The organism is Sphingomonas kyungheensis (genome assembly GCF_037120395.1).
GTDB classification, from domain to species: domain Bacteria; phylum Pseudomonadota; class Alphaproteobacteria; order Sphingomonadales; family Sphingomonadaceae; genus Sphingomonas; species Sphingomonas kyungheensis.
Window position 1 is genome coordinate 1 of sequence record NZ_JBBBDM010000015.1, and the last position, 21,348, is coordinate 21,348.

At 68.5% G+C, this 21,348-nt stretch carries 16 protein-coding genes; 6 read left to right on the forward strand and 10 right to left on the reverse strand.

Annotated elements, in window-relative coordinates:
• Positions 1-96: 96 nt before the first annotated feature.
• Genes V8201_RS17335 through V8201_RS17345 form a run of 3 tightly spaced genes read right to left on the reverse strand, consistent with a single transcriptional unit; the run spans position 97 to position 3,262 of the window.
• A complete protein-coding gene (locus V8201_RS17335; protein WP_336546066.1) occupies positions 97-1,005 on the reverse strand; it encodes a hypothetical protein in 909 nt (302 codons plus the stop codon).
• On the reverse strand, positions 1,002-2,657 hold the full coding sequence (locus tag V8201_RS17340) for a relaxase/mobilization nuclease domain-containing protein (protein ID WP_336546067.1): 1,656 nt from the start codon (positions 2,655-2,657) through the stop codon (positions 1,002-1,004). The genes V8201_RS17335 and V8201_RS17340 overlap by 4 nt, the downstream gene beginning before the upstream one ends.
• Positions 2,654-3,262 carry a ribbon-helix-helix protein, CopG family gene (locus V8201_RS17345; RefSeq protein ID WP_271301005.1) on the reverse strand — a complete coding sequence of 203 codons (609 nt, stop codon included), beginning with the start codon at positions 3,260-3,262 and terminating at the stop codon, positions 2,654-2,656. Before V8201_RS17345 ends, V8201_RS17340 begins: the two co-directional genes overlap by 4 nt.
• Positions 3,263-3,573: 311 nt before the next feature.
• On the opposite strand from V8201_RS17345, the gene V8201_RS17350 reads away from it, so the two are divergent.
• The 3 genes from V8201_RS17350 (at position 3,574) to V8201_RS19075 (ending at position 4,572) form a co-directional block, all read left to right on the forward strand.
• Positions 3,574-3,825, forward strand: a complete 252-nt coding sequence (locus V8201_RS17350) for a hypothetical protein (protein WP_271301006.1) — start codon at positions 3,574-3,576, stop codon at positions 3,823-3,825.
• Between the two features lie 66 nt (positions 3,826-3,891).
• Positions 3,892-4,092, forward strand: a complete 201-nt coding sequence (locus tag V8201_RS17355) for a hypothetical protein (protein ID WP_271301007.1) — start codon at positions 3,892-3,894, stop codon at positions 4,090-4,092.
• A 321-nt stretch (positions 4,093-4,413) separates the two neighbouring features.
• The gene (locus V8201_RS19075) at positions 4,414-4,572 is read left to right on the forward strand and encodes a TonB family protein (RefSeq protein WP_373276500.1); all 159 of its coding nucleotides are present in this window, start codon (positions 4,414-4,416) and stop codon (positions 4,570-4,572) included.
• 197 nt (positions 4,573-4,769) lie between these two features.
• Here V8201_RS19075 and V8201_RS17360 read toward each other — a convergent pair whose 3' ends face one another.
• The gene (locus V8201_RS17360) at positions 4,770-6,158 is read right to left on the reverse strand and encodes a carbohydrate porin (protein WP_336546068.1); all 1,389 of its coding nucleotides are present in this window, start codon (positions 6,156-6,158) and stop codon (positions 4,770-4,772) included.
• A 116-nt stretch (positions 6,159-6,274) separates the two neighbouring features.
• Positions 6,275-7,351 (reverse strand): L-glyceraldehyde 3-phosphate reductase, encoded by a 1,077-nt coding sequence (gene mgrA, locus V8201_RS17365; RefSeq protein ID WP_037533343.1) that lies wholly within the window; start codon positions 7,349-7,351, stop codon positions 6,275-6,277.
• A gap of 305 nt (positions 7,352-7,656) precedes the next feature.
• On the opposite strand from mgrA, the gene V8201_RS17370 reads away from it, so the two are divergent.
• The 3 genes from V8201_RS17370 to V8201_RS17380 all read left to right on the forward strand — a co-directional run bounded on the left by V8201_RS17370 (position 7,657) and on the right by V8201_RS17380 (position 12,536).
• Positions 7,657-10,461 carry a TonB-dependent receptor gene (locus V8201_RS17370; RefSeq protein ID WP_336546069.1) on the forward strand — a complete coding sequence of 935 codons (2,805 nt, stop codon included), beginning with the start codon at positions 7,657-7,659 and terminating at the stop codon, positions 10,459-10,461.
• Complete coding sequence (locus V8201_RS17375; RefSeq protein ID WP_336546070.1) at positions 10,461-11,714, forward strand: histidine-type phosphatase; 1,254 nt, start codon at positions 10,461-10,463, stop codon at positions 11,712-11,714. Before V8201_RS17370 ends, V8201_RS17375 begins: the two co-directional genes overlap by 1 nt.
• Before the next feature lie 363 nt (positions 11,715-12,077).
• Positions 12,078-12,536: a hypothetical protein gene (locus V8201_RS17380; protein WP_336546071.1), complete on the forward strand. Its 459-nt coding sequence runs from the start codon at positions 12,078-12,080 to the stop codon at positions 12,534-12,536.
• Between the two features lie 534 nt (positions 12,537-13,070).
• On the opposite strand, the gene V8201_RS17385 is transcribed toward V8201_RS17380, so the two are convergent.
• The 5 genes from V8201_RS17385 to V8201_RS17405 form a co-directional block, all read right to left on the reverse strand.
• A complete protein-coding gene (locus V8201_RS17385) occupies positions 13,071-14,261 on the reverse strand; it encodes a replication initiator protein A (protein WP_336546072.1) in 1,191 nt (396 codons plus the stop codon).
• 1,582 nt (positions 14,262-15,843) lie between these two features.
• Complete coding sequence (locus V8201_RS17390; protein ID WP_336546073.1) at positions 15,844-16,890, reverse strand: ParB/RepB/Spo0J family partition protein; 1,047 nt, start codon at positions 16,888-16,890, stop codon at positions 15,844-15,846.
• A 53-nt stretch (positions 16,891-16,943) separates the two neighbouring features.
• Positions 16,944-18,137, reverse strand: a complete 1,194-nt coding sequence (locus V8201_RS17395; protein ID WP_037533784.1) for an AAA family ATPase — start codon at positions 18,135-18,137, stop codon at positions 16,944-16,946.
• 574 nt (positions 18,138-18,711) lie between these two features.
• Positions 18,712-20,766, reverse strand: coding sequence for a putative bifunctional diguanylate cyclase/phosphodiesterase (locus V8201_RS17400; RefSeq protein WP_037533788.1), 2,055 nt, complete (start codon positions 20,764-20,766; stop codon positions 18,712-18,714).
• Positions 20,763-21,275 carry a GAF domain-containing protein gene (locus V8201_RS17405; protein ID WP_336546074.1) on the reverse strand — a complete coding sequence of 171 codons (513 nt, stop codon included), beginning with the start codon at positions 21,273-21,275 and terminating at the stop codon, positions 20,763-20,765. The genes V8201_RS17400 and V8201_RS17405 overlap by 4 nt, the downstream gene beginning before the upstream one ends.
• Positions 21,276-21,348 lie beyond the last annotated feature (73 nt).

Below are 21,348 nucleotides of genomic sequence, written 5' to 3' on the forward strand. Positions count from 1 at the left end.
TTGCTTCACCTGCGCTCATGCGCGACAACACCCGTCGGTCTCTGGTCGCAGCTGGATGAAAGACAGGGGTCACGTCATGTCCGACACGGATCGGACCTACCGCTCCATGTCGCTTGATCGGTGCAACGCGGCGGGAGGCATCGTGCTGACCTCGAACGAGCGCTCCCCCGCCTCGATGCGGGCGGCGATGTCACGGTGCAGGGTCACCAGCTCGGCAGGGATCTGATCGCCGTGGAGGATGGCGGCCTGGCGATCGGCCACCGCGAACCGGTCGATCGCGGCGGCCAGCTCCGGCTCCCCATAGAGCGCCAGGCTTTCGCCGGCCCGCCACAGGTCAGCCAGCTCCTTCGATCGTGCGGCCCTCGCCTCCGGCGAACGGTCGCGCGTGACCGTCGTCTGGGGCGCGGCGGGCGGCGTTACACCGCGTCCGGCCAGCTCCGCGCGCGTGATCGCTGCCAGTTGGTAGCGCAGCACGCGCGTCTCGGGCGTGTCCGTCGGTGAGGGCTCGTATTGCCGCGCGAGGAGCTGCGCCAGCTCACGCGACGCAGCCTTCGGCACCTGCTGGCGCCACTCGGCAAGGGCACGCGTCGCCGTGACGTAATCCGCTGGCTGCGTGATCAGATATCGTTCGAGAAGAGGACTGTCGGCCACATTGGCAGGGAGCGGCGCTTTGATCCCACAGGCAGCCGTATGCGCGCGAGCGGCAAGTTCCGCGATCAGAACAAGACTGGCGCGATTGGTGAGACGATCTGTCTTCAGATCTTGCGCGATCGCCGCTTGCCCGACGTCCAGCGTGCCGAGCCGAGTGACGGTCTCGGCTTGATCCCGTGCCAGGTCTGACAGCCTTTGCTCGAGCGTAGTGAGGCCCTCGGTCGCTTGCGAGACGGCGCTCAGGGCCTGCTCGATCCCAACCTGCCTTCGGGCAATCGCATCCACCTCCTTCGTCAGGACGGCCAGCGTCTCGAGGATCGTTGCTAACGCGCGACTGTTCTCACCATCCGTCATCGGCGCGGCCCACCCCTGTCCTGCGACCGATCGCGCTGCCGCATCTGTTCGCGTTCCTGCTGCTGCGCGCGGACACGTTCGAGCGTTTGGCGCAGGATGGCGTCGGCCTGATCGGCCGATAGCGTCGGCATAGGCCGGCTCTCCGGCTCGAGGGGTGGCCGCATCTGCTGCGATTGATCGTCGGCATCGCGTTCCGCCGGCCGATCGCGACCCGGCTTTGCAGCAGCGCGATCCGCTGACTGATCGCTACCCGGCATTTCAACCTCGCCCGTTTCCTGTACTGGCGCCGTCCGCACCTTGGCTGCTTCATTGATCCTGGCCAGCGTCGCTGCCAGCGGGTCAGCCGCACCGGCTTCCTGCTGATGCCTCTTTTCGATCTCGGCTTTTGCCGCTTCCATTCGTGCCAGCGCCAGCGTGACCGGGTTGGCAGCCATCGCCTCCCGTGCACGCCGCGCCGTGATCTCCGCCGTCGCAGCTTCCAGTCTGGCGAGTGCGGCAGCGACCGGATCGGCCGCCGCAATACCCTTTTCCGGTGCCGACGCTGCGGCACTCTGCGCATCGGCTCCGCGATCGATCTGCGTCGCGCGCATCGAGTTCGGCACCGGCTCGGGCATTGCCGCAACGAACGTCTTGAGGCTTTGCGCCTTGACCTGATCGACCAGCGACGGCGACGTCAGCAGCTCGTCGATCGAGCGCTGGAACGTGTCGCGCACGACCGCCTGTCGTTTCGCCAGCGCGGTTACGGCAGGATCGGCGCGGCCGTTTTCGTGCAGCCGACGCGCACGATCGGCCCGGTTACGGTCGATCTGCGGCACCGCGCCCTGCTCGCGAATCTTGCGCGCCGCGATCGGTTCGTGCTTCGCATCGACGCCGCGCGCCTGCACTGGCGTCGCGTTCGCCTCGATGCCGCGGTCGCGCAGCTTCTGCGCGAAACGCTGGCGGTAACGCAGCAGATCGTCGGAATCAGGATTGAACCGGCGGCCGTCGTAATCGCGCCGCGCGACCGTCAGATGGACGTGCGGATGATCGCGATCGACGTGCAGCGCCGCGACCCAGGAGCGGTTCGCGAACTCCTCGCGCGCGAATGCCAGCGCCGCCTCTTTCACGCCTTGCGGATCGGTGTGCGCCGGCATCGACAGGATCATCGACAGCGACGTTGCGCCCTTGCGGCGCGCCTCGTCGGCGGTCTCCCATTCCTGCCAATCCTGCGCCAGCTCCTGCATGTCGCGGCCGTCGCGCAGCACCTCGCCCTCGCTGGTATGGAGGTCGATCTGCTTGTCCTCGCCATGGCCGAGGCGGCTGATATACGACATGTTGGCGAGCACGTGACCGCCGCCATGCTGGCGCCCGGTGACGCGCACCATCACCTCCGGAACGCGGCGCGCGGTGCGCTCCATCGTCCGCAGCGCGCGCGCGCTGATCGCCGCATGCGACCCGCCTCCGAACGCCTGTTTCACCTGCGCGCTGGGCCGATAACTGCTGCTCGTCGGCGCGGTCTTGCGCAGCAGCGACGCGGCGGCAAATGCCAGCATGGCGCCGTCGTCACGGGCACCGCCCTTCCCTCGTCCGCCGCCACGCGACCGCCGTTTCCGGGGCGGCGCGAACACGCCCGCCAGCGAGTCCAGCGTTCCCGGCGAGAGGCGGAAACTCACGTCTCCTGCTCCTCCGCGGCGCGGGTCCAATAGGCGACCTCGCCGCTGACATAGCGGCTGAGCGCCCGGCGCAGTACGAACAGCTGCGACTTCAGCTCCGCGCAGGTGTCGATGAACGGCTCGGCGATCCGTGCGATGTCAAGCGAACTGCCCGGCATGTTCGCGGCGTTCATCGCATGCACCGCCTGATTGATGTTGCGCCCGATCGCGAGCACCTGTTTGCGCAGCTTGCCGATCTCCGCGGCCGTCGCGGGCGCGAGCCGCAGCACCCCTGCCCTGTCCCACAGCTGCCATCGGATGGCGCGCTTGATCCACTCGTTGCGCCCCAGGCGGAGCGGCGCGCCGACCGCATCGATCGCCTCGAGTTCGTGCCGGTGCAGGCGCAGCGTCACGCGCACATACTCGTCGGGACGGCCGCGCCGGCTCACCGGCACCAGCGGCGCGTCCTTGCCGCCTTCGGCGAGCACGAGCTGCGTCAGCGTGCGCGACATCCACGCGGAACGGCTCTGGCCGTTCGCGGCAGCGAGGCGGTCGATCTCGGCCGCCACGTCATCGGAAACACGAGCAGTAACGATCAATGGATCAGCCCCGTGCAGCGGCCCCATCTGTCATCGTTGTATACAACGGTGACAGATGGGATATCCTGCCATCCCTTCCTTTACCCCATTATAGACGCACTCCCCCTCACCCCAAACAACGGTCTCGCACTCAGAAGCACGCTGACCGGGGAGTTGCTTGAGAGCGACTGGTTCGCACCTTTTCGCGCGCTGCGTTTGCGACAACGCGATGGTGTCAAGTCCTTTTTCCGGGAACCGTTCTACAATGATTGCACGTCGCGGCGGGGGCCGATCGACAGGTTTCCACGGCCGGTCATCAACTCCTGCCTCGGCCCATGTCTCGCCACTATGACGAAGTGATGCAAATGGCCCGCCCATCGAAAGCCAACCAGCTGGCCGCAATTCAGGCGCGTCGCGAGGTGCTCCAGGCGAAGCTGGTTGCGCTCGATGAACGTGCGAAAGCCGCCGAACTTGCCGCCCGCGATGCCGGTCGCCCAACCCTGCTCGCCGCGCTCGGCCGCGTGAAGAGTGCGACGATCTGCAAGCCAACCGCACCGCTCCTGACCTCCCCGGGCCAGCCGTCACGTCCTGACGCGGGTGCTTTACCATAGGTCCGCAATCAAGCACTTTGCAGAGCTGGAGGCCGTCGGCACATTCCGGGCGGACGGAGCGTAGGGGTGACGATGCTCGCACTGGCCGCGATGCCGATGGAAGCTGCTATGCCTGCCGACGTAAACGGCCACGCTTCGGCATGGGCGGTCGCGTATGATCAACACAATTGTACGCTCAGCCGGTCATCCGGCGCCGGACCCATGCCGGCCGGCCTCGTCATCGATGCCGATCCGGTGTCAGGCGAGGGCGATTTCATGCTGCGCTAAACTAGAGTTCACGGACACAGCGCCTTCGGCTCCGCCGCCATCGTGGACACAGCGACGGGCCTCGACCTCCACACGCAATGGGTCTGGCTATTCAATCCGGTGTGCACCCGCCTGTTCAAAGCCACGGTCGATTGGAACGCCTAGCGTCGGATCCTGCTGGTAGACACCCTGACCATCACTGGGATCGACGCTGATCCCGTCACGATCCTGGTCCACGGCATCGCCAAGGCGGTCGAGGCCGTCAAAGCCTGCGGTCGCGACCTGCTCAGGTCATGCGGCGCCGATCCGCGCGCGATCATCGATGTTCCGATCGAACGGCGCATCAGCTGGTTCCCGCCCGACGATGATCCGCTCGATGCCGTCCGCAGGGGACAGCAGGGCATCGTCAAGGTCGTCGCGACCATCGGTCCTGATGGCAAACCAGTCGCGTGCCGCATCGTCGTCAGCTCGGGCGTGGCGTCGCTCGACGAGGCAACGTGAAACGCCCTGCTGCGGTTAGCGCGCTTCGAACCATCGCCGGTCGCCGCACGCTCTGTCTATCACCGCGCCGTCTGGATCAATCCGAACTGACCGGTCGGGTCGCACAGGAGCGGCCGCTTGGCGCTACCGCGGACGCCGACCCGGCCTGTCCATGACGCGCGCGCAGCCCCCGCCCTCAGCCGCGACCGGTCGCCGCCTCAGAACGCCTCGTGCAGGCGCACGGCAAAGATTTCGGCAGGGCCGCGGTCGCGGTTGTAGCCGGGGTGGGCGACGTGCTGGTAGTCGAGCGACAGGTCGAAACCGCGCGTCGCGGCGAGGCGATAATAGGTTTCGCCGATATATTCCGCGCCCGGATGCGGCAGCCGGCCGTCGCCGACCAGCACGCCGAGCCCGCCCGCGTCGAGATAGCGCTGGTGCGCGCGGCTGATGCCGTTGACGATCACCACCGCGCCCAGCGTATCGTCGCCGCGCCGCCAGCCCGCGCCGCGCAGCGCCAGGCCGGCCTGCGCGGTGCGATCGATGTCGGTGAAGTCATAGGGCTCGACCTGCCCGTCGGCGAGGCCGGCGCGCGCGAACACGCCCAGCGTGTCGGTCAGCGTCTGTTCGGCGTTGACGCTGATCCCGGCGCGCGTCCGCCGCGCGCGCACCGCGGCGGTATCGACCGGTTCGCCGCTCCGCGCCGCCAGCGCCAGCGCGTCGTCGAAACGGCCGAAACGCCCGCGGTTGCGGAACAGCGTCACGCGCAGCGCGCCGGGCCGCCCGCCGATCCGGTGGCGATGCTCCAGCTCGGCATCGAGCTGATATTGCCCGAAACCGGGCTCCAGCATCTCGCCATTGGGCACTTTCGACAGGTTGAACGCGCCGAGCCGCAGCGTCCACGCGCCGCGATAGGCCTCCGCGGTGACGCCGGTGCTATAGCCCCAGGCGTCGGCGGCATAATCGAAGCTGCCCGCGTCGACCGCCGACCAGTTGAGGAAGTCGACGCGCGGATCGTGCGCATAGCTGTTGGTGTCGAACACGTCGCCGACGCCGAACTTGCCGATGGTGAGCACCAGCCGGTCCGCGGTGCGCCAGCCGGCGACCTGGTTGGCGACGCCGGCGACCCGCTCGCGCGCACCGCCGAGATCGATCGTCTGGCGCAGGAAGGTGCGCTGGAGGCGGACATAGGGCGCGCGCCGGCCGACCTTATAGGCCTCGGCGCTCGGGAAACCGGCGACGCCGAGCGTGTTCGACAGGCCGAAACCCTGGTCGATTTCGGGATTGGTCCAGAGCTCCGCGCCGCGCCACAGCCGCACGCCGGCATAGAGCGTCACGTCGGCGGTCTCCTTCGCCTGCCGCGGGGTCAGGCTGTTGGCGCCCGTGTACGGCGAGGCGAAGCCGGGCGTCGCCTGGACGACGAGCGTCGCCTGGCCATGGACCGCGAAGCGCGCGTCGGACCCGGCGTCGGCGGGCGCGGCGGCGGGGTCTGCCGCGACCGCGCGGGTCGCGTCGGCGGGCGCGCGCGTCGGTATGGTCTGCGCCGCGGCCGGCGCGGCAAGGAGGAGGACGAGCGTGGCGAGTGAAGAAAGCGGGAGAGGCCGAATCATGGCCGGCCCCCTAGCCGCTCTCTATGACAGGGAAAAGCTCGGCACGAAATGGACATGACGTTCCGACGCGGTGCCGACGCCGTACCGGGCGGCGGCGGCGCCGCGCCGGCCGATCCTCAGCCCGGCACCCCCTGCGCCGCGGGCAGGTCGGCGATGTCCGACGATTCCGCCCAGATGTTGATGCCGCCATCCGCGGCCGCGCGATCGATCGCGGCGAGCTCGTCGTCGGAAAAGTCGAGCCGCTGCACCGCGTCGAGCGAATCGTCGAGCTGCGCCACCGTCCGCGCGCCGATCAGCGCCGAGGTGACGCGCGGATCGCGCAGCACCCAGGCGATCGCCATCTGCGCGAGCGTCTGGCCCCGCGCTTCGGCGATGGCGTTGAGCGCGCGGATCGTTCCCAGATTCTGCTCGCTGAGCAAGGTCTGCGCCAGCGATCCGCCGCGGCTGGCGCGCGCATCCTGCGGCACGCCGCTGAGATATTTGTCAGTCAGCATCCCCTGCGCGAGCGGCGAGAAGGCGATGCAGCCGGTGCCCAGCGTCTCGAGCGTGGCAAGCAGCTCGCGCTCGATCCAGCGGTTGAGGATCGAATAGCTCGGCTGGTGGATGAACAGCGGCACCTTCTCCTCGGCGAGGATCGCCGCGGCGCGGGCGGTCAGGCCGGGCTCGTAGGAAGAGATGCCGACGTAGAGCGCCTTGCCCTGGCGGTGGAGCTGGACGAGCGCGCCCATCGTCTCCTCGAGCGGCGTCGCCGGATCGACGCGGTGCGAATAGAAGATGTCGACATAGTCGACGCCCATCCGCCTGAGGCTCTGGTCGCAGCTCGCGATCAGATATTTCTTCGACGATCCGACGTCGCCATAGGGGCCGGGCCACATGTCCCAGCCCGCCTTGGTCGACAGGATCATCTCGTCGCGATGCGCGCGGAAGTCCGCGGCGAGCACGCGGCCGAAATTCTCCTCCGCCGAGCCGTAGGGCGGGCCGTAATTGTTGGCGAGGTCGAAATGCGTCACGCCGCGATCGAAGGCGCGGCGCAGGATCGCGCGCCCGGTCTCGAACACGTCGGCGCCCCCGAAATTCTGCCACAGGCCGAGGCTGATCGCGGGCAGGCGCAGCCCGCTGCGGCCGGTGCGGCGATAGGGCATGCCGCTCTCGTAACGGTCGGGCGCGGCGGTATAGGGTGGATCGAACGGCATGATGGCTCCTTGTCGCAGCGCTCAACGCGCGACGCGCCGCGCGTTTCAGCCTCTGTCAGCTTTCTTGCGGAATTCGCTGGATAAATCGCGCTGGTAGCAGGGCAAGCGGTTGGCGGTGATGGCGTCGGATCGGCCGCATGGTCCGAACGTAGCCGCGATGCGGTGGCCCGCAACCGCCTGATTGCGATCATGAACTTTCTGTCATCAAACCGAAACCCTCACGTCATGTACCTTTCATGACCCGCCCCTACCCGCCGGGTCCGGCGCTCGCGTCAGCGACGCTGCCCTAACCCGAAGGACATTCCATGATCGCCACGTCGGTCGGCGGCGCGCTGCGCCTGGCCCTGCTCTGCTCCTGCGCCTGTGGGGCGCCCGCGCTCGCGCAGAGCCTGACCGGCCATGTCACCGACAGCACCGATACGCGCACGCTGGCGGGTGCCGAGGTGCGGATCGTCGAGCTCGGCCGCGTCGCCGAGGCGGGGCGCGACGGCAGCTTCCGCTTCACCGACGTGCCGCCCGGCACCTATACCGTCACCGTCCGCTACGTCGGCGCCGCGGCCGAGACGCGGACGGTCACCGTCCCGGCAAGCGGTACGGTCGAGGCGCGCTTCGCGCTCGCCGCCTCCGACGGCACGACGCGCGGCGACGACATCCTCGTCGTCGGGCTTGCCGCCAACCAGGCGAGCGCGCTGTCGCAGAAACGCTCCGCCGACGGCGTCGAGAGCGTGCTGTCGCGCGACGCGATCGGCCAGAATCCGGACCAGAACGTCGCCGAGGCGCTGCGCCGCGTCCCCGGCGTGTCGATCCAGGACGATCAGGGCGAGGGCCGCTTCGTCGTGCTGCGCGGCCTTGCCCCCGCGCTCAACGCGGTGTCGATCAACGGCGCGCGCATCCCCTCGCCCGAGGCGGACAATCGCGCGCTCGCGCTCGACACCGTGCCGTCCGAGCTCGTCCAGTCGATCGAGGTCAAGAAGACGCTGACCCCCGATATGGACGGCGACACGATCGGCGGCTCGATCGAGATCAGGACGACCAGCGCCTTCGATCGCAAGAAGGATCTGTTCAGCCTGTCGCTGGAAGGATCGCGCAACGACCTGCGCGACCGCTGGAGCCCCAAGGGCTCGGTCGACTTTTCCAAGCTCGTCACCCCCGATTTCGGCATCTCGGGCGGCTTTTCCTATTACCGCCGGCGCTTCGGCACCGACGGCGTCGAGGCGAGCGACTGGACGCGCAGCGCCGCGGGCATCGCCTATCCCGAGGAGGTCGATTACCGCGCCTATGACGTGGTGCGCACCCGCATCGCCGGCGCGCTGTCGCTCGACTGGCGGCCGAGCGACACGACGACGCTCTACGTCCGCGGCATCGCCAACAGCTTCCGCGACGACGAATTGCGCAGCCGGCTGCGCTTCACCCTGTCGCCCGCGCCGGTGAGCGGCGATGCGGGCAGCGCCACCTTCGCCTCGGGCGCGGGCAGCGCCAACCGCATCCGCGTCCGCCGCGAGATGAAGGACCGCACCGAGATCCAGAACGTCTACAGCGTCACCGCAGGCGGCGAGACGCAGGCCGATCGGTGGACGCTGACCTATTCGGGCAGCTGGTCGAAATCGGAGGAGCGCGAGCCAAACCGGCAGGATACGATCTTCGACCGGCGCTTCCAGACCGGCGCGAGCCAGCTCGGGCTGACGCTGAGCGGCCTCGACACGCAGACCCCCGAATACAGCACGAGCAACGACGCCACCTTCACCAACGGCAGCGATCCACTGAGTAAGATCGAGACCACCGACGGCCTCAGCACCGACCGCGAATATGCCGGCCGGATCGACATTGCGCGCGACATCCCGCTCGCCGCGGGCAGCCTCGAGATCAAGGTCGGCGGCAAGGGCCGGTTCCGCGACAAACGCTATACGCTCGACTTCACCAGCTATGACGCGCTGACCGGCGGCAGCTTCCCGACGCTCGCCGGCCTGTCGCGGTCGATCGGCGAGACGGGGCTGGTCGACATGAACCCGGCGGTCGATCCGCTGCTGGTGCGCGCCTGGTTCAACGCCAACCGCGACACTCTGGTACGCAACGCCGCGGACAGCGATCTCGACAGCCTGTCGGCGACCTATCGCGTCGCCGAGGACATTTACGCAGGCTATGGCCAGCTCCGCTTCGACAACGGCGTTCTGCGCGCGGTGACCGGGGTGCGCGTCGAACACACGCGCAACCGGATGCGGGGCAATGCGCTCGATACCGACAGCCTCGTCGCGACGCCGGTCCGCGTCGCGCGCGCCTATACCAACTGGCTGCCGAGCCTCAATCTGCGCTACAGCCCCTGGCGCAAGCTGGTGGTGCGCGGCGCGGTGACGCGCAGCCTGTCCCGGCCCAATATCTCCGATCTCGCGCCGCGCTTCTCCTACAATGCCAATGACGGCGAGGGCACGTTCGGCAATCCGCAGCTCCGCCCCTACCGATCGTGGAATTTCGATGCCGCGGCGGAATATTATTTCGCCTCGAACGCGCTCGCCGAGGTGACGGTGTTCCACAAGGCGATTTCCGACTTCATCTTCTCGTCGCGGATCGACGACTATAATTACAACGGCGTGGTGATCGACGAGGCGACGCTGCCGCTCAACGGCGCCACCGCCAGGGTGACCGGGGTCGAGCTCAACCTGCAGGCGTCGCTGAGCTTCCTGCCCGCGCCGTTCGACGGGCTGCTGGTCGGCGGCAATTACACCTATGTCGATACCCGTGCCTCGCTCGCCACCCAGCCGGGGACGGTGCGCGACCTGACCCTGCCCGGCTCGTCCAAGCATATCTGGAATGCGAGCATCGGCTATGAGAAGGGGCCGTTGCAGCTGCGCGCGAGCGGCACCTATCGCGGCCGCTATCTCGACGAGATCGCCGCGGACGGCGACGGCGATGTCTATGTCGATCACCGGCTATTGTTCGACATCGGGGCCAAGCTGCGCGTCCGGCGCGGCGTCCAGCTCACCGCCGACTTCATCAACATCGGCAACGAACCGTTCGACCGCGTGTACACCGGCACCGCGGCGGGGGGCGACCGGCTCGCGCAGCACGAACAATATGGCTGGACCGGCAAGTTCGGCGTCAAGGTGACGCTGTGATGCGACGGTGGCTCGCGCTGGCGCTGCTCGCCGCGGCATCCCCCTCCCCTGCCGCCCCGCCCGCCCCCGCCCCCGCCCCCGCCGCGGCGCGCGGCGAGACGGTCGAGCGTGTCGTGCTGCTGATGCGCCACGGGGTGCGGCCGTCGACCAAATTCCCCGCCACCCCGGCGGGCACCACCGCGCAAGCCTGGCCCGCCTGGTCGACACCGGCGGGCGACCTCACCCCGCACGGCGCCGCGGCGATCGGCCGGCTCGGCGCCTATGACCGCGCCTTGTGGGTGCGGCAGGGGCTGCTCCCCGCCAGCGGCTGCGCGCCCGCCGCGATCAGCGCCCGGGCGAGCGGCGCGTCGCGCGCGATCAGGACCGGCCGCGCCTTTCTCGCCGCGCTGACGCCGGGCTGCGCGGTGCCGCTCGATCATCCCGCCAGCGAAGACGAGGATGCGACCTTCCACCCCGCCGACGCCGGCCTCGCGATCGACGGCGACACCGCGCGTGCCGCAGCGCTGCGGCAGGCGCCGGCGGGCGGGATCGCGGCCGAGGCGGTCGCCAATGCCGACGCCTTCCGCGTGCTCGAACACGTCACCGGCTGCTGCCCCGGCAAGGCCTGCGGGCGCGGCGCTTCGGCATGCACCGCGGCCGACCGCGTCTCGCACCTCGTCGCCGTGCCGGGCGACAAGCCCGACCTCAAGGGCGCGCTCAGCTTCGCCTCGACCGCGGGCCAGACGATCCTGCTGCAATATCTCGAAGCCATGCCGATGGCGCAGGTCGGCTGGGGCCGCGCCTCGGCCGCCGACATCCGCACCATGCTGCGCTTCCACCCGATCAAGTTCCGCTACGAGACGCGCCCGCCCTATGTCGCGCAGCGGCTCGCCGCGCCGCTCGCCCGGCGGATCGTCGATGCGCTGGCGGGGCGCAGCGGGCGCATCACCTTGCTGTTCGGGCATGACACCAATCTCGCCGCGCTCGGCGGCTTCTACGACCTGCACTGGACGATGGCGGACTATCCGCGCGACGATATCGCGCCGGGCGGCGCGCTCGGCTTCGAGCTGGTGCGCGGCGCCGACGGGGCGCGCTACGTCCGCGCGTTCAGCCAGGCGCAGACGATGGCGCAGGTCCGCGCGCTCACCCCGCTGACCCGCGGCGTGGCGCCGCATCGTGCCGCGGTGGCGATCCCCGGCTGCCCGGCGCGCTGCCCGCTCGCCTCCTTCGTCGCGCTGACCGAGGCGCGGCTGCGGCAGCCGGTGGCGCGCTAGGGGCCCCTCCGCCTCACAGCCGCATCGTGCCGATCGCGGGATCGGTGCGCCCCTGCCGCCCGGTCTCGACCTTGCCGGCATAGCGCCACAGCGCCTGTGCGTCCGCTGTGCAGGTGACGGTGAGGTCGTACCAGCCGTCGCTCGCCGCCGGCGGCCACAGGTCGCGGACCGGCCAAATGTTGGCGCAATCCGGCTTCTCGACGATCGCTATATTCGTTGCGGCGGGATATTCACTTGGTTTGCGTCGTGCGGATGACGCTACGTCGCCGTCTGACAGTCAGTTGGCCGCGATGACCCACGCTGCCGACTCCTACGATCGAGATCACCCAGCCGCAGAACGGCAAGAGCGCGCAGGTCTATGGCATGGAGCTCGGCGTTATCAAGCAACTCGCCGGACTCGCCGCGCCGTTCGATGGTTTCGGCATCGAAGGCAATGTCACGCTCCAGCACAGCGCCGCGAACAGCGGCCAGTCCTATCGACATGGCGTGACGATGCGCTTCGTCAATACGCCGCATCTGTTGTACAATGCCGCGCTCACCTATCAGAAATACGGCGTCGAGCTGAAACTCTCCTATGCCTATCGCGGCAAATACATCGAGGATCTGCGCGACAATGCGGTCGACAAATGGGTGCAGCCCAATCGCGGCATCGACCTCCATACAAGGTACACGCTCGCCCGGGGCGTTGCGCTCGATCTCGACATCGCCAATCTCGGCGACGACTGGCGCTATTACACGACCAAGGGCGACCATGTGAGCTACCAGAAGGATTATATGGCGCCGGGGCGGACCGTCCTCCTGCGCGCCAGCGCGGCGCTGTAGCGCCATCTGTGGGGGTCGCCGGCCGCACCCCCGTATCGGCCGGCGGTCAGGCCCCCTGCCCTGCCGGTGGTCCGGCCTGCCGTCCTGTCTGTGTCGCGCTGCGGTGGCGGCGCGGGCTTCTATCCCCCTCTCAATCGAACCATCTCCGCTTGGTTAGAGGGTTAGAGATAAGGTTAGAAGGTTAAGCGCCGTGGGAACGGCAGGAATCGCAGCGATTCCGGCGATTCGCGGCCACCCTGCCGTTCCCGAAGGATCGGTGGTTCGTTCCCGAAGGATCGAAGGGGCCGTTCCCGAAGGATCGTTGCATCGTTCCCGAAGGGTCGAGGGACGTTCCCGAAGGGGCGACATGGCGTTCCCGATAGGTCGACGGCCGGCGAAAGCCGGAAATTCCACGCCCTCGATTGAATCACTTTTTCGGGTCGCTCCATCCGGGAGGTTCATTTCGGCGACCAGCGCCGCCAATGCGGTTTCGCGCAGACGGACCGGCATCCGCCGCGCCGACACTTCGGGAACGCGGCGCGCTTGCATGGCGGCTCAGCGGCCGAGTTCGTGCCGGTGCTTGGCGTCCCAGCGGCGGACATAGCCGACGAACGCCGCCTGGTAATTGACCGGGGTGCGTGCCGGATCGGCGTCGATCCAGGTGCGGAACTCGGCATGCAGCGTCTGATAGTCCCAGCCCGGACATTCGGCGCGCAACGTCGCCAGCGTCGCCGCGGTGATCTCGCCATCGTGCGCGCGGCTGGCGAGACGGCTGACGCTGCGCCGGATCGCCGCGGCGGCATCGACCAGCTGCTCGGTCCGCTCGGGCGAAGGGGGCGCGGGCGCGGCAGGCGGGACGGCGGGTGGCGCTGCCCCCTCGCCTGCGCTCACCGAGGTGACGCGCTGCGCCTCCGGCCGGCGCCGCATCCGCAGCAGCGGTTCGCGCTTGTCGCCGGCCTGTTCCAGCGTCAGCGCGAAACCGGGCAGCTCGTCGCGCTCGGCGATCTTGGCGATCTCGAACTTGAAGCGGCGGTATTGCCCCTCCGCGCCCGATTTCTCGAACAAGGTCGGCATGGCGATCGCAAAGCCCCCCTCGCCTGCCCCGCCGGCATGTTTGCGCGCGACGCGGTACAGCCAGCGTTCGCGCCCGCCGGTGAGGTCGAAATAGGCGCGGTCGATCGACAGCACGCCCCCGGTCATCATCACGCCTTCCCAGAACCAGTTCGACAATTCGATCGTCATGCCGCGCGACCGTTCGGTCTTGGCGTCGACCAATTGCGTCCAGCCGTCGAGCCACGAGAAGGTCGCCTCGCGGCGGTTCTCGGCACGGATGTTGGTCTTGATCGTCGTCGCCACCAGCCGGTCGAGCGCCTGGCCGAGCAGCTCATAGGCGCGCCCCGTCGTCGGCCGGCCGATCGCGCGCAGCAGGTCATAGGGCATCAGATGCAGCTTGCGCGGCACGTCGTTGACGCCGCGCCGCGCCATGTCGGCGAGCACGCTCGCGCAATAGATCAGGATATCGGCGTCCCAGATCGTCGCCATGCCGTAATCGGCATTGGCCGAGACATGGACCCAGGATTTGCCGTCGGGGCTGCGATAGTCGATCGGCTTGACCCGTTTCGACTTGGCGAGGCTGAAGAACGGCCGCTCCATCATCTCGCGCTGATCGCGCAGCGGCAGATCGGCGAGATAGGGGAGGAACAGGTCGAACTGGTCGGAGCTGCCCTCGGGCTTGCCGCCGGTCATCGCCGGACCCCGTGTTTCCCCGGGGAAACACGGCGGGATGGTTTCCCCGGGGAAACGTGTCGGGCCGCGTGACGGTACGGTGTGGCGCGCGCGCCCGGCGTCGTGCGGGCGGGATGCAGCTGGAGGGCGCTGGGTCGGGTCATCGTTCGTCCGCTTCCGCGAGAGAGTGGCATAGGTGGGTCATCTGGTCGCGATCTGCCGGTGCGGATCGCCGCCGCAGGCTCGGGGTGGCGGTCTCTGTGTGGTCGCGCCTTGAGGCGAACGACGTGGCGTAGGGGGCTTGGCGACGACGATGTTTCCCCGGGGAAACACATTCGACGCGGGAAGGGGGGTGGGCGCGTCTTTTGGGTGCGCTCGTCGATGTCTTCCGTGACGGAAGCGGCACAGCATCGATCGAACAGACGACAGGGCGAGATGCTGCGGCCTCGATCGGTGACGCGGCGATGGTGTGGGCGGCGCTTCGCTGGACCCATGAGGGTGAGGGCAGGGGGATGCCTTGCTCGCAGGCAAATAAGCGCGGCTAGCGCGATGCATCGGCTTTGCCTGACCGGCGGATGGACAGAGGCCACGGCCTTTTTCCGGCGACGTCGTCGCACCCGTACAGATGCGAGCCCTCGCGACGTCGGCGGTGTGGTCCTGCCTGAACTTTCGAGCGGAATCGTCGACCATGACGATGGCATCCTTCGCCGGCCGAGCCGTCGGACGTGCAGAACGTGTTTCCCCGGGGAAACCATCATCCATTCGAAGAGGTCCGCCGCTGTCGCCGGATGTTTCCCCGGGGAAACTTCGGCATCGCGCGTGTTCGTGGTGAGACACGGCAAGGGTTGCGCAACGCAAGCAGCCCGTGGCGTGTGTTGGTGGATACCCGCGGCACTACTTGGCTGCTGGCATCTCGCCAATGCAGGGCGTTTGCGATGTTCCGCCCGGCGCCAACCGCGTAGCGTCACCCCGGACTGTTTCCCGGACCTACCGCGCCACAATGACGACGCCTGATGCTCTTGCGGAGCCGTTGATGCGGATACGAGTCCGGCATGACGGAGGGGGATTTGGAGTTGCTTCGCCCGAGCGACCGTCCGAAAATCCGCGGGGAGCGGAGGGTCGTCGCCGTGAGCCGTCACGGTCGGACAGGGCGAGATGGTGATCGGCTCCGTTGGACAGGCAAACCGCGGTTCAGCCAGCGCCAACGAAGCTTGGGACGGAGGACCGGCAACACCAAGCAGTAGCGACAGGGCTTGTTCCTGAATCTCACCGCCCGTGCGGACCGAGAACGATGCCCGTGTCGGTCCAACGCCCGCCCGGTCCAGCAGCCGCCAATGTCCGTACGAGGGCAGGGGGGCAGACCGGGCGCTCCTCCGATTGGGAGCAGCTGGCCCGCCAACCGGCGACGCGAACAGATCGCCCCCGGCCACCCACGCGTCCCGGCACCGCCCCGCCACGTCCGGCGCGGCGAAACAGCCCGATCCGCCCATTCCGACCTCATCCGCCAATCGAAGTTTCCCCGGGGAAACTTCGTGCCCACACCAGCCCGGGCACCGCGCCGCTCGAGCGTGTTTCCCCGGGGAAACCTCGGGCAGCGCGCCGCTCACAGCGGCAGTCCGCGTCCTTCCGCCTCGAGCGCGGTGAGCGCCGCGCGCAGCGCGTCGGCGAGCATTGCGGCATCGGCGCCGGCGCCGGCGTGGAGGCGGATCGTCATACCCTGGCGGTTGATCGTCTGCACGGTGAGCGCCGCGCGCCCCTGCGGACCGGTCCACACATAGGGCGGGGCGTCGTCGCCATCCTGCGGCGCGGCGAGCAGCCGGCGCGCGACATCGGCGGCGGGGAGGGGGACGAGACCCTGGGCGCGACGCTGCTGCTGGTCGCGTGCCAGCGTCTTGGCGGTCGCCATGATCCGCGCCGCGGTGCTGCGGTCGCCGAGCGCCTGGGCGATCGCATAGCCGCTCTTGAGCTGCACCTCGGCGGGCGAGGCGAAGGCATCGACGATCTCTTCGGGCAGGCTGGCGACGCGCAGCATCTTCGACAGCCAGCCCTTGGAGACCTTGAGCCGCTCCGCCATCCGGCTGGCATGATTGCCGTAATGCAGCGTCAGCGCGGCGGCGTAATTGCGTGCGCGCTCGAGATCCGAGACGTCGGCGCGCGCGCGATTCTCGAGATCGGCAAGGCGAAAGGCCGCCTCGTCGTCGAGCGCGACGACCTGCGCGACGAACATCATGTCGGGATAGGAATGGCCGCGCAGCCAGCTGATCGACCAATGCCGCCGCGTCCCCGCGATCACCTCATAATCGTGATCGGCATCGCCCTCGATCCGGCGCACCACCGCGGGCACCTTCTGCCCGCCCTCGGCGATGATCGAATCGATCAGCTCGCGGCAGCGCGCCTCGTCGAGATGCGCATAGGAGCGCGCATTGCCCGGCCAGACGCGCACCCGCGCCGGATCGAGCAGCAATTGCGTCACCTGCCGCACCTCGCCCGACGCGACCCGCGCCAGCGCGGACTCGCGACCGAGCAGGGTGGTGCCGCGCAGCCGCTCGGGCGGGCGTTCGCTCGCCGCGGCGGGGGCGGGGGCGGGGGTATCGGGGGCCGGCTCTTCGGACAGTAAGGCTGCCAGATAATCGGATTGCTTACGCGCCATGACTCACCTCCGCGCGGGACATAACGGGAACGATGGCGAATAGGACAGCGAAATCATCCGGCATAGAGCACCGCCTCATCCGCGGGTGCGACGCGGCCCCAGCCCTGGCGGACGAGCTGCTCGATCTGCCCCATCGCCTCGTCGAGATTGGCGCGGCTGCGCTTGTGGGTCTTGGCGGTGCCGATCGGCTTGTCGAGTTCGTAGACGGTCATCATCCGCATCGCCGCGTGGCTGATCTCCGCCGATTCGAGGATCGGCACCGGCAGCAGCGCCGGGCCGAAGCTCTGCTCCATGATCGCGCGAACCATCGCATGGCTCGGGTCATTGCCGTCGAACTTCGAACAGATCAGCCGCACGAAGCTGTAATCGACCGCGATCCCCGCGCCGGCGAGCTGCTGGAGCACCTGATCCATCATCGACAGGAACTGCACCGTCGAGCAGAAATCGGGCGTCGTCGCGGCGAGCGGGACGAGCAGGGCATTGGCCGCCTGCATCACCGCGAGGCTGATCGTGCCGAGCGCGGGCGGCGGATCGAGCAGCACCACGTCATAATGGCCGGCAAGCTCGATCAGCCCCTTCTTGAGCTTGCGGAACCGCGCCGCCAGCACCGAGCCGCCGTCGCTTCCCGCCGCGGCGAGTTCATATTCGACGTCGAACAGTTCGAGGTTGGACGGAATCAGATCGACATTGGGCCAGGGCGTCGGCTTGACCGCATAATCGAGGTCGCTCTGCGTCGGGTCGATCGACAGATAGGGGTAGAGCGTCTCTTCGCGGGTGATGTTGAAATGCGGGTTGAAGCCGAACAGCGTCGTCGTCGTCGCCTGGCTGTCGCAATCGACGACGAGCACGCGATAGCCCTGGACCGCGAAATAATGCGCGAGATGCGTGGTCACGGTCGACTTGCCGACGCCGCCCTTGAAATTCTGCACCGCGATCACCGCCGGCACGTCGCTGTCCCCCCGCGCCGGCGAGGCGCCGAGGACTTGCCGCATATGGAGCAGCTCGCCGACGGTATAGCCGAGCCGCCGGCCATTGTCCGCGGCGGGGGCGGGGGGCAGGCGGCCGTCCTCCTCCGCCATGCGGATGCGGTTGGTCGAACAGCCGAGCAATTGCGCCGCCTCGGCGATGCCGAAGCGGACGTTGAGCCCCTTGCGGCTTTCGGGAAGGAAGGCCTTGCGGCGCAGGCGTTCGATCATCCGTTCGCCGGCATCGGCGAGATCGCCGATCTGCGTGACGATTGCATTCATGGCGCGGTCCGATCAGCGGTTTGAAGCTTGACGGCCGCTGTATGTCACGACGAGATTCAATCGGGCAAGCGGTTTTGCGGAAGCCTCCGATGTTGCGGCGTATCCGGCACGATGCCGCGTGGTTCGGGGGCCGCACGGGGATGCCGGATCTGCTTTGTCGAGAGGATGCCGCACGAGCCGGCATGGTGCAGGCTCGATCCGCCCCCATTCAGCGTGCGACCAGCGTCGCGTCAGCCGGCACCGATAATCCCGCGCAGGCGAGACCTCTGCGAAAGTAGCAACCTGACCTGCTTACGTACCACCCCGGCGCCGGCCGGGGTCCAGTTTGGTGAAGCCCTGCAGTTGGTTACAACGGCCTCCCAACTGGGCCCCGGCCTTCGCCGGGGCGGTTTCGAAACTGTGGCAGAGATCTCGCGCAGGCGCGAATCCCCTGGCCAAGCAGAGCATCGACGCCGGCAAGAGCATCGGGCTCCCGCCTGCGCTGGAGCAGTTCGATAGGGTCGGACGGATGTTGATCTCATCCGGCCGACACGCGGCCGAACCAAGCCGAATGCCTTCCCGCGCCGCTCCCGCGTCAGGCGACGTCGGCGTCGGCGTCGGAAACGATCTGCGGCTTGAGCGCCATGATCCGGCGGACCTGCTCGGCATCGGCGAGCGTCCGCGACGGCTTGCCGATCAGATAGCCCTGGATCGCGCCGCAGCCCTCGCGCGCGACGATCGACAGTTGCGCGGGCTGCTCCACCCCTTCGGCGAGCACCGGCATGTTGAGCGTCGTGCCGAGCGCCGCGACCGAGCGCAGGATCGACACCGCCTGTTCGCTGGTCTCGATCTCGGCGACGAACGAGGCGTCGAGCTTGATCCGGTCGAACGGAAAGGCGCGCAGCACGTCGAGCGACGAATAGCCGACGCCGAAATCGTCGAGCGCGATGGCGATGCCCATCGCCTTCAGCCGGGCGAGCTGTTCGAGCGCGAAGCGGCGATCGTGGATGATCGCGCTTTCGGTGAGTTCGAGCGACAGCCGCTCGGGCGGCAGGCCGCTGTCCGCCAGCGCCGACGACACCGTCTCGATCAGCCGCGGGTCGGCGAGGTGGATCGGCGACAGATTGACCGCGACCTTGTGCCGGTTGGGCCACAGCGCCGCCTCGAAACACGCCTGGCGCAGGATCCAGATGCTGAGCGGGACGATATCACCGCTCTTCTCCGCGAGCGGGATAAACTCGCTCGGCGGCACCATGCCACGGACCGGGTGATGCCAGCGGACCAGCGCCTCATAGCCGGCGATCTCCCCCGACGGGATCGTCGCCTGGACCTGATAATGGAGTTCGAACGCCGAGGCGTCGATCGCGGTGCGCAGGTCGGCGATCAGCTCGCGCCGCTCGCGCACCGCATCGTCCATCTGGCTGTCGTAGAAACACGGTTCGTTCGAATGCGCCGACTTGGCGCGATACATGGCGAGGTCCGCCTTGGCGAGCATCGCATCGGCGTCGAAACCGTCGTGCACCGCCAGCGCGACGCCGATATTGGCGCCGATCGCGGCGCTGAACCGGTCGAAGTCGAAGGTCGCGGTACAGCCCTGCAGCCGGGCGAGGAAGTCGTGCAGCGCATCGGGCGTATGATAGGAGACGACCGCGGCGAATTCGTCGCCGCCCAGTCGCGCGATACATTCGCCGGGCTGGAGCATCGCCGCCATCCGTGCCGCCAGCGCGACGAGCAACTGGTCGCCGGCCTGATGGCCATAGGTGTCGTTGACGACCTTGAAGCGCGACAGGTCCATCATGATCACCGCCATGCACGGATAGCCGTCCCGGATCCGGAAGCGGCGTTCGAGCTCTTCGATGAAGCTGGTGCGATTGGGCAGATCGGTGAGGCCGTCGTGCATCGCCATCCGGCGCAGCCGGCGATAGGCCTCGGTCTGGGTATGGCCGTCGAGCAGCGCGCTGATCGCGGCGCAGCCGACGATGATGCCGGTGGCGACGGTGGTGGTGACCGCGAGCGCGACCATCGTCAGGTCGGACAGGCCGGCGCCGAGCCGCAGCACCGCGATGTGCATCGCCGCCATGCCGGTGAAATGCAGCGCGGCGACCGCCAGCGCGAGCAGGCCGACCGCGGTGGCGTTGCGCCCGGACCGACGACCGTTGAGCACCTGGAACGCCGCGGCGGCGATGCCGCTCGACAGCACGACCGAGGCGGCGACATAGCGCCAGTCCCAAGTGACGATGCCGTCGACGCGATAGGCGGCCATGCCGACATAATGCATCGTCGACACGCCGGCGCCGATCATCGCGCCGCCCGCCGCGCCCGCCCAGCGCCGGCGCCGCGCCGCGATCGCCAGCCCGGGGATCGCGAGCGCGATCACGGCGAGCAGCGAGGCGAGCGTCAGCAGCGGATCGAGCACCACCGGGGCGGAGGCGCGGAACGCCATCATCGCGACGAAATGCGTCGCCCAGACCATCGTCCCGGTGCCGACCGCCGCCAGCACGATCCAGCCGAAGCGGCTGTAGCCGACGCTGGCGGTGATCCGGTGGAACAGCTGCACCGTCGCGGCCGAGCCGATGACGCAGATCAGCAGCGCGAGCAGGACGAGGCGCAGGTCATGCTCCTGCCCGATGCACAGAGCGACGCGGATCATGCCGCCGCTCCGCGGCGCAGCAGGTCGAGCCGGTTTTCCATCGCGGTCGACGCCTGGCGGGCGAGACCGACCAGATAGGCCTTCTGGTCGGCCGAGGCGGGCGCGCGGCGCTTGGTGTCGAGCACGCAGAGCGCGCCGACGTCGATGCCGCTCACCCGGCGCAGCGGCGCGCCGATATAGTAACGGACATGCGGTTCGCCGGTGACCACCGGCAGGTGGGCGAAGCGCGGATCATGTTCGGGATCGTGCGTCTCGAACACGTCGGGGCGGTCGAGCGTGAAGCTGCAGAAGCCGCTGTCGCGCGGGATACAGTCGATGACGAGGCCGTGGCCGGCCTTGAACCATTGCTGGTCGTCATGGATCAGCGACATCAGCGCGATCGGCGCGTCGAACGCGCGCGCGGCGGCGGCGACGAACCGGTCGAACGCCGGTTCGCGCTCCGAGCCGAGGATGTCGAGATCGCGGACCGCCTGTGCGCGTTTGCGTTCCCGCCAGAGATTGAGCAGCATGCGACCCTGTCACCGTATACGTTTCCGCCCTTCATCCCTCAGAAGGATTAAGGAAGAATGTCAGGGCTGTAGC

Coding starts and splice junctions, on each gene's coding strand:
- V8201_RS17375 (WP_336546070.1), top strand. CDS start 10,461: ATGCGACGGTGGCTCGCGCTGGCGCTGCTCGCCGCGGCATCCCCCTCC.
- V8201_RS17370 (WP_336546069.1), top strand. CDS start 7,657: ATGATCGCCACGTCGGTCGGCGGCGCGCTGCGCCTGGCCCTGCTCTGC.
- V8201_RS17390 (WP_336546073.1), bottom strand. CDS start 16,890: ATGGCGCGTAAGCAATCCGATTATCTGGCAGCCTTACTGTCCGAAGAG.
- V8201_RS17400 (WP_037533788.1), bottom strand. CDS start 20,766: ATGATCCGCGTCGCTCTGTGCATCGGGCAGGAGCATGACCTGCGCCTC.
- V8201_RS17385 (WP_336546072.1), bottom strand. CDS start 14,261: ATGACCGGCGGCAAGCCCGAGGGCAGCTCCGACCAGTTCGACCTGTTC.
- mgrA (WP_037533343.1), bottom strand. CDS start 7,351: ATGCCGTTCGATCCACCCTATACCGCCGCGCCCGACCGTTACGAGAGC.
- V8201_RS17395 (WP_037533784.1), bottom strand. CDS start 18,137: ATGAATGCAATCGTCACGCAGATCGGCGATCTCGCCGATGCCGGCGAA.
- V8201_RS17360 (WP_336546068.1), bottom strand. CDS start 6,158: ATGATTCGGCCTCTCCCGCTTTCTTCACTCGCCACGCTCGTCCTCCTC.
- V8201_RS17345 (WP_271301005.1), bottom strand. CDS start 3,262: ATGGGGCCGCTGCACGGGGCTGATCCATTGATCGTTACTGCTCGTGTT.
- V8201_RS17350 (WP_271301006.1), top strand. CDS start 3,574: ATGCAAATGGCCCGCCCATCGAAAGCCAACCAGCTGGCCGCAATTCAG.
- V8201_RS17380 (WP_336546071.1), top strand. CDS start 12,078: ATGGAGCTCGGCGTTATCAAGCAACTCGCCGGACTCGCCGCGCCGTTC.
- V8201_RS17335 (WP_336546066.1), bottom strand. CDS start 1,005: ATGACGGATGGTGAGAACAGTCGCGCGTTAGCAACGATCCTCGAGACG.
- V8201_RS17405 (WP_336546074.1), bottom strand. CDS start 21,275: ATGCTGCTCAATCTCTGGCGGGAACGCAAACGCGCACAGGCGGTCCGC.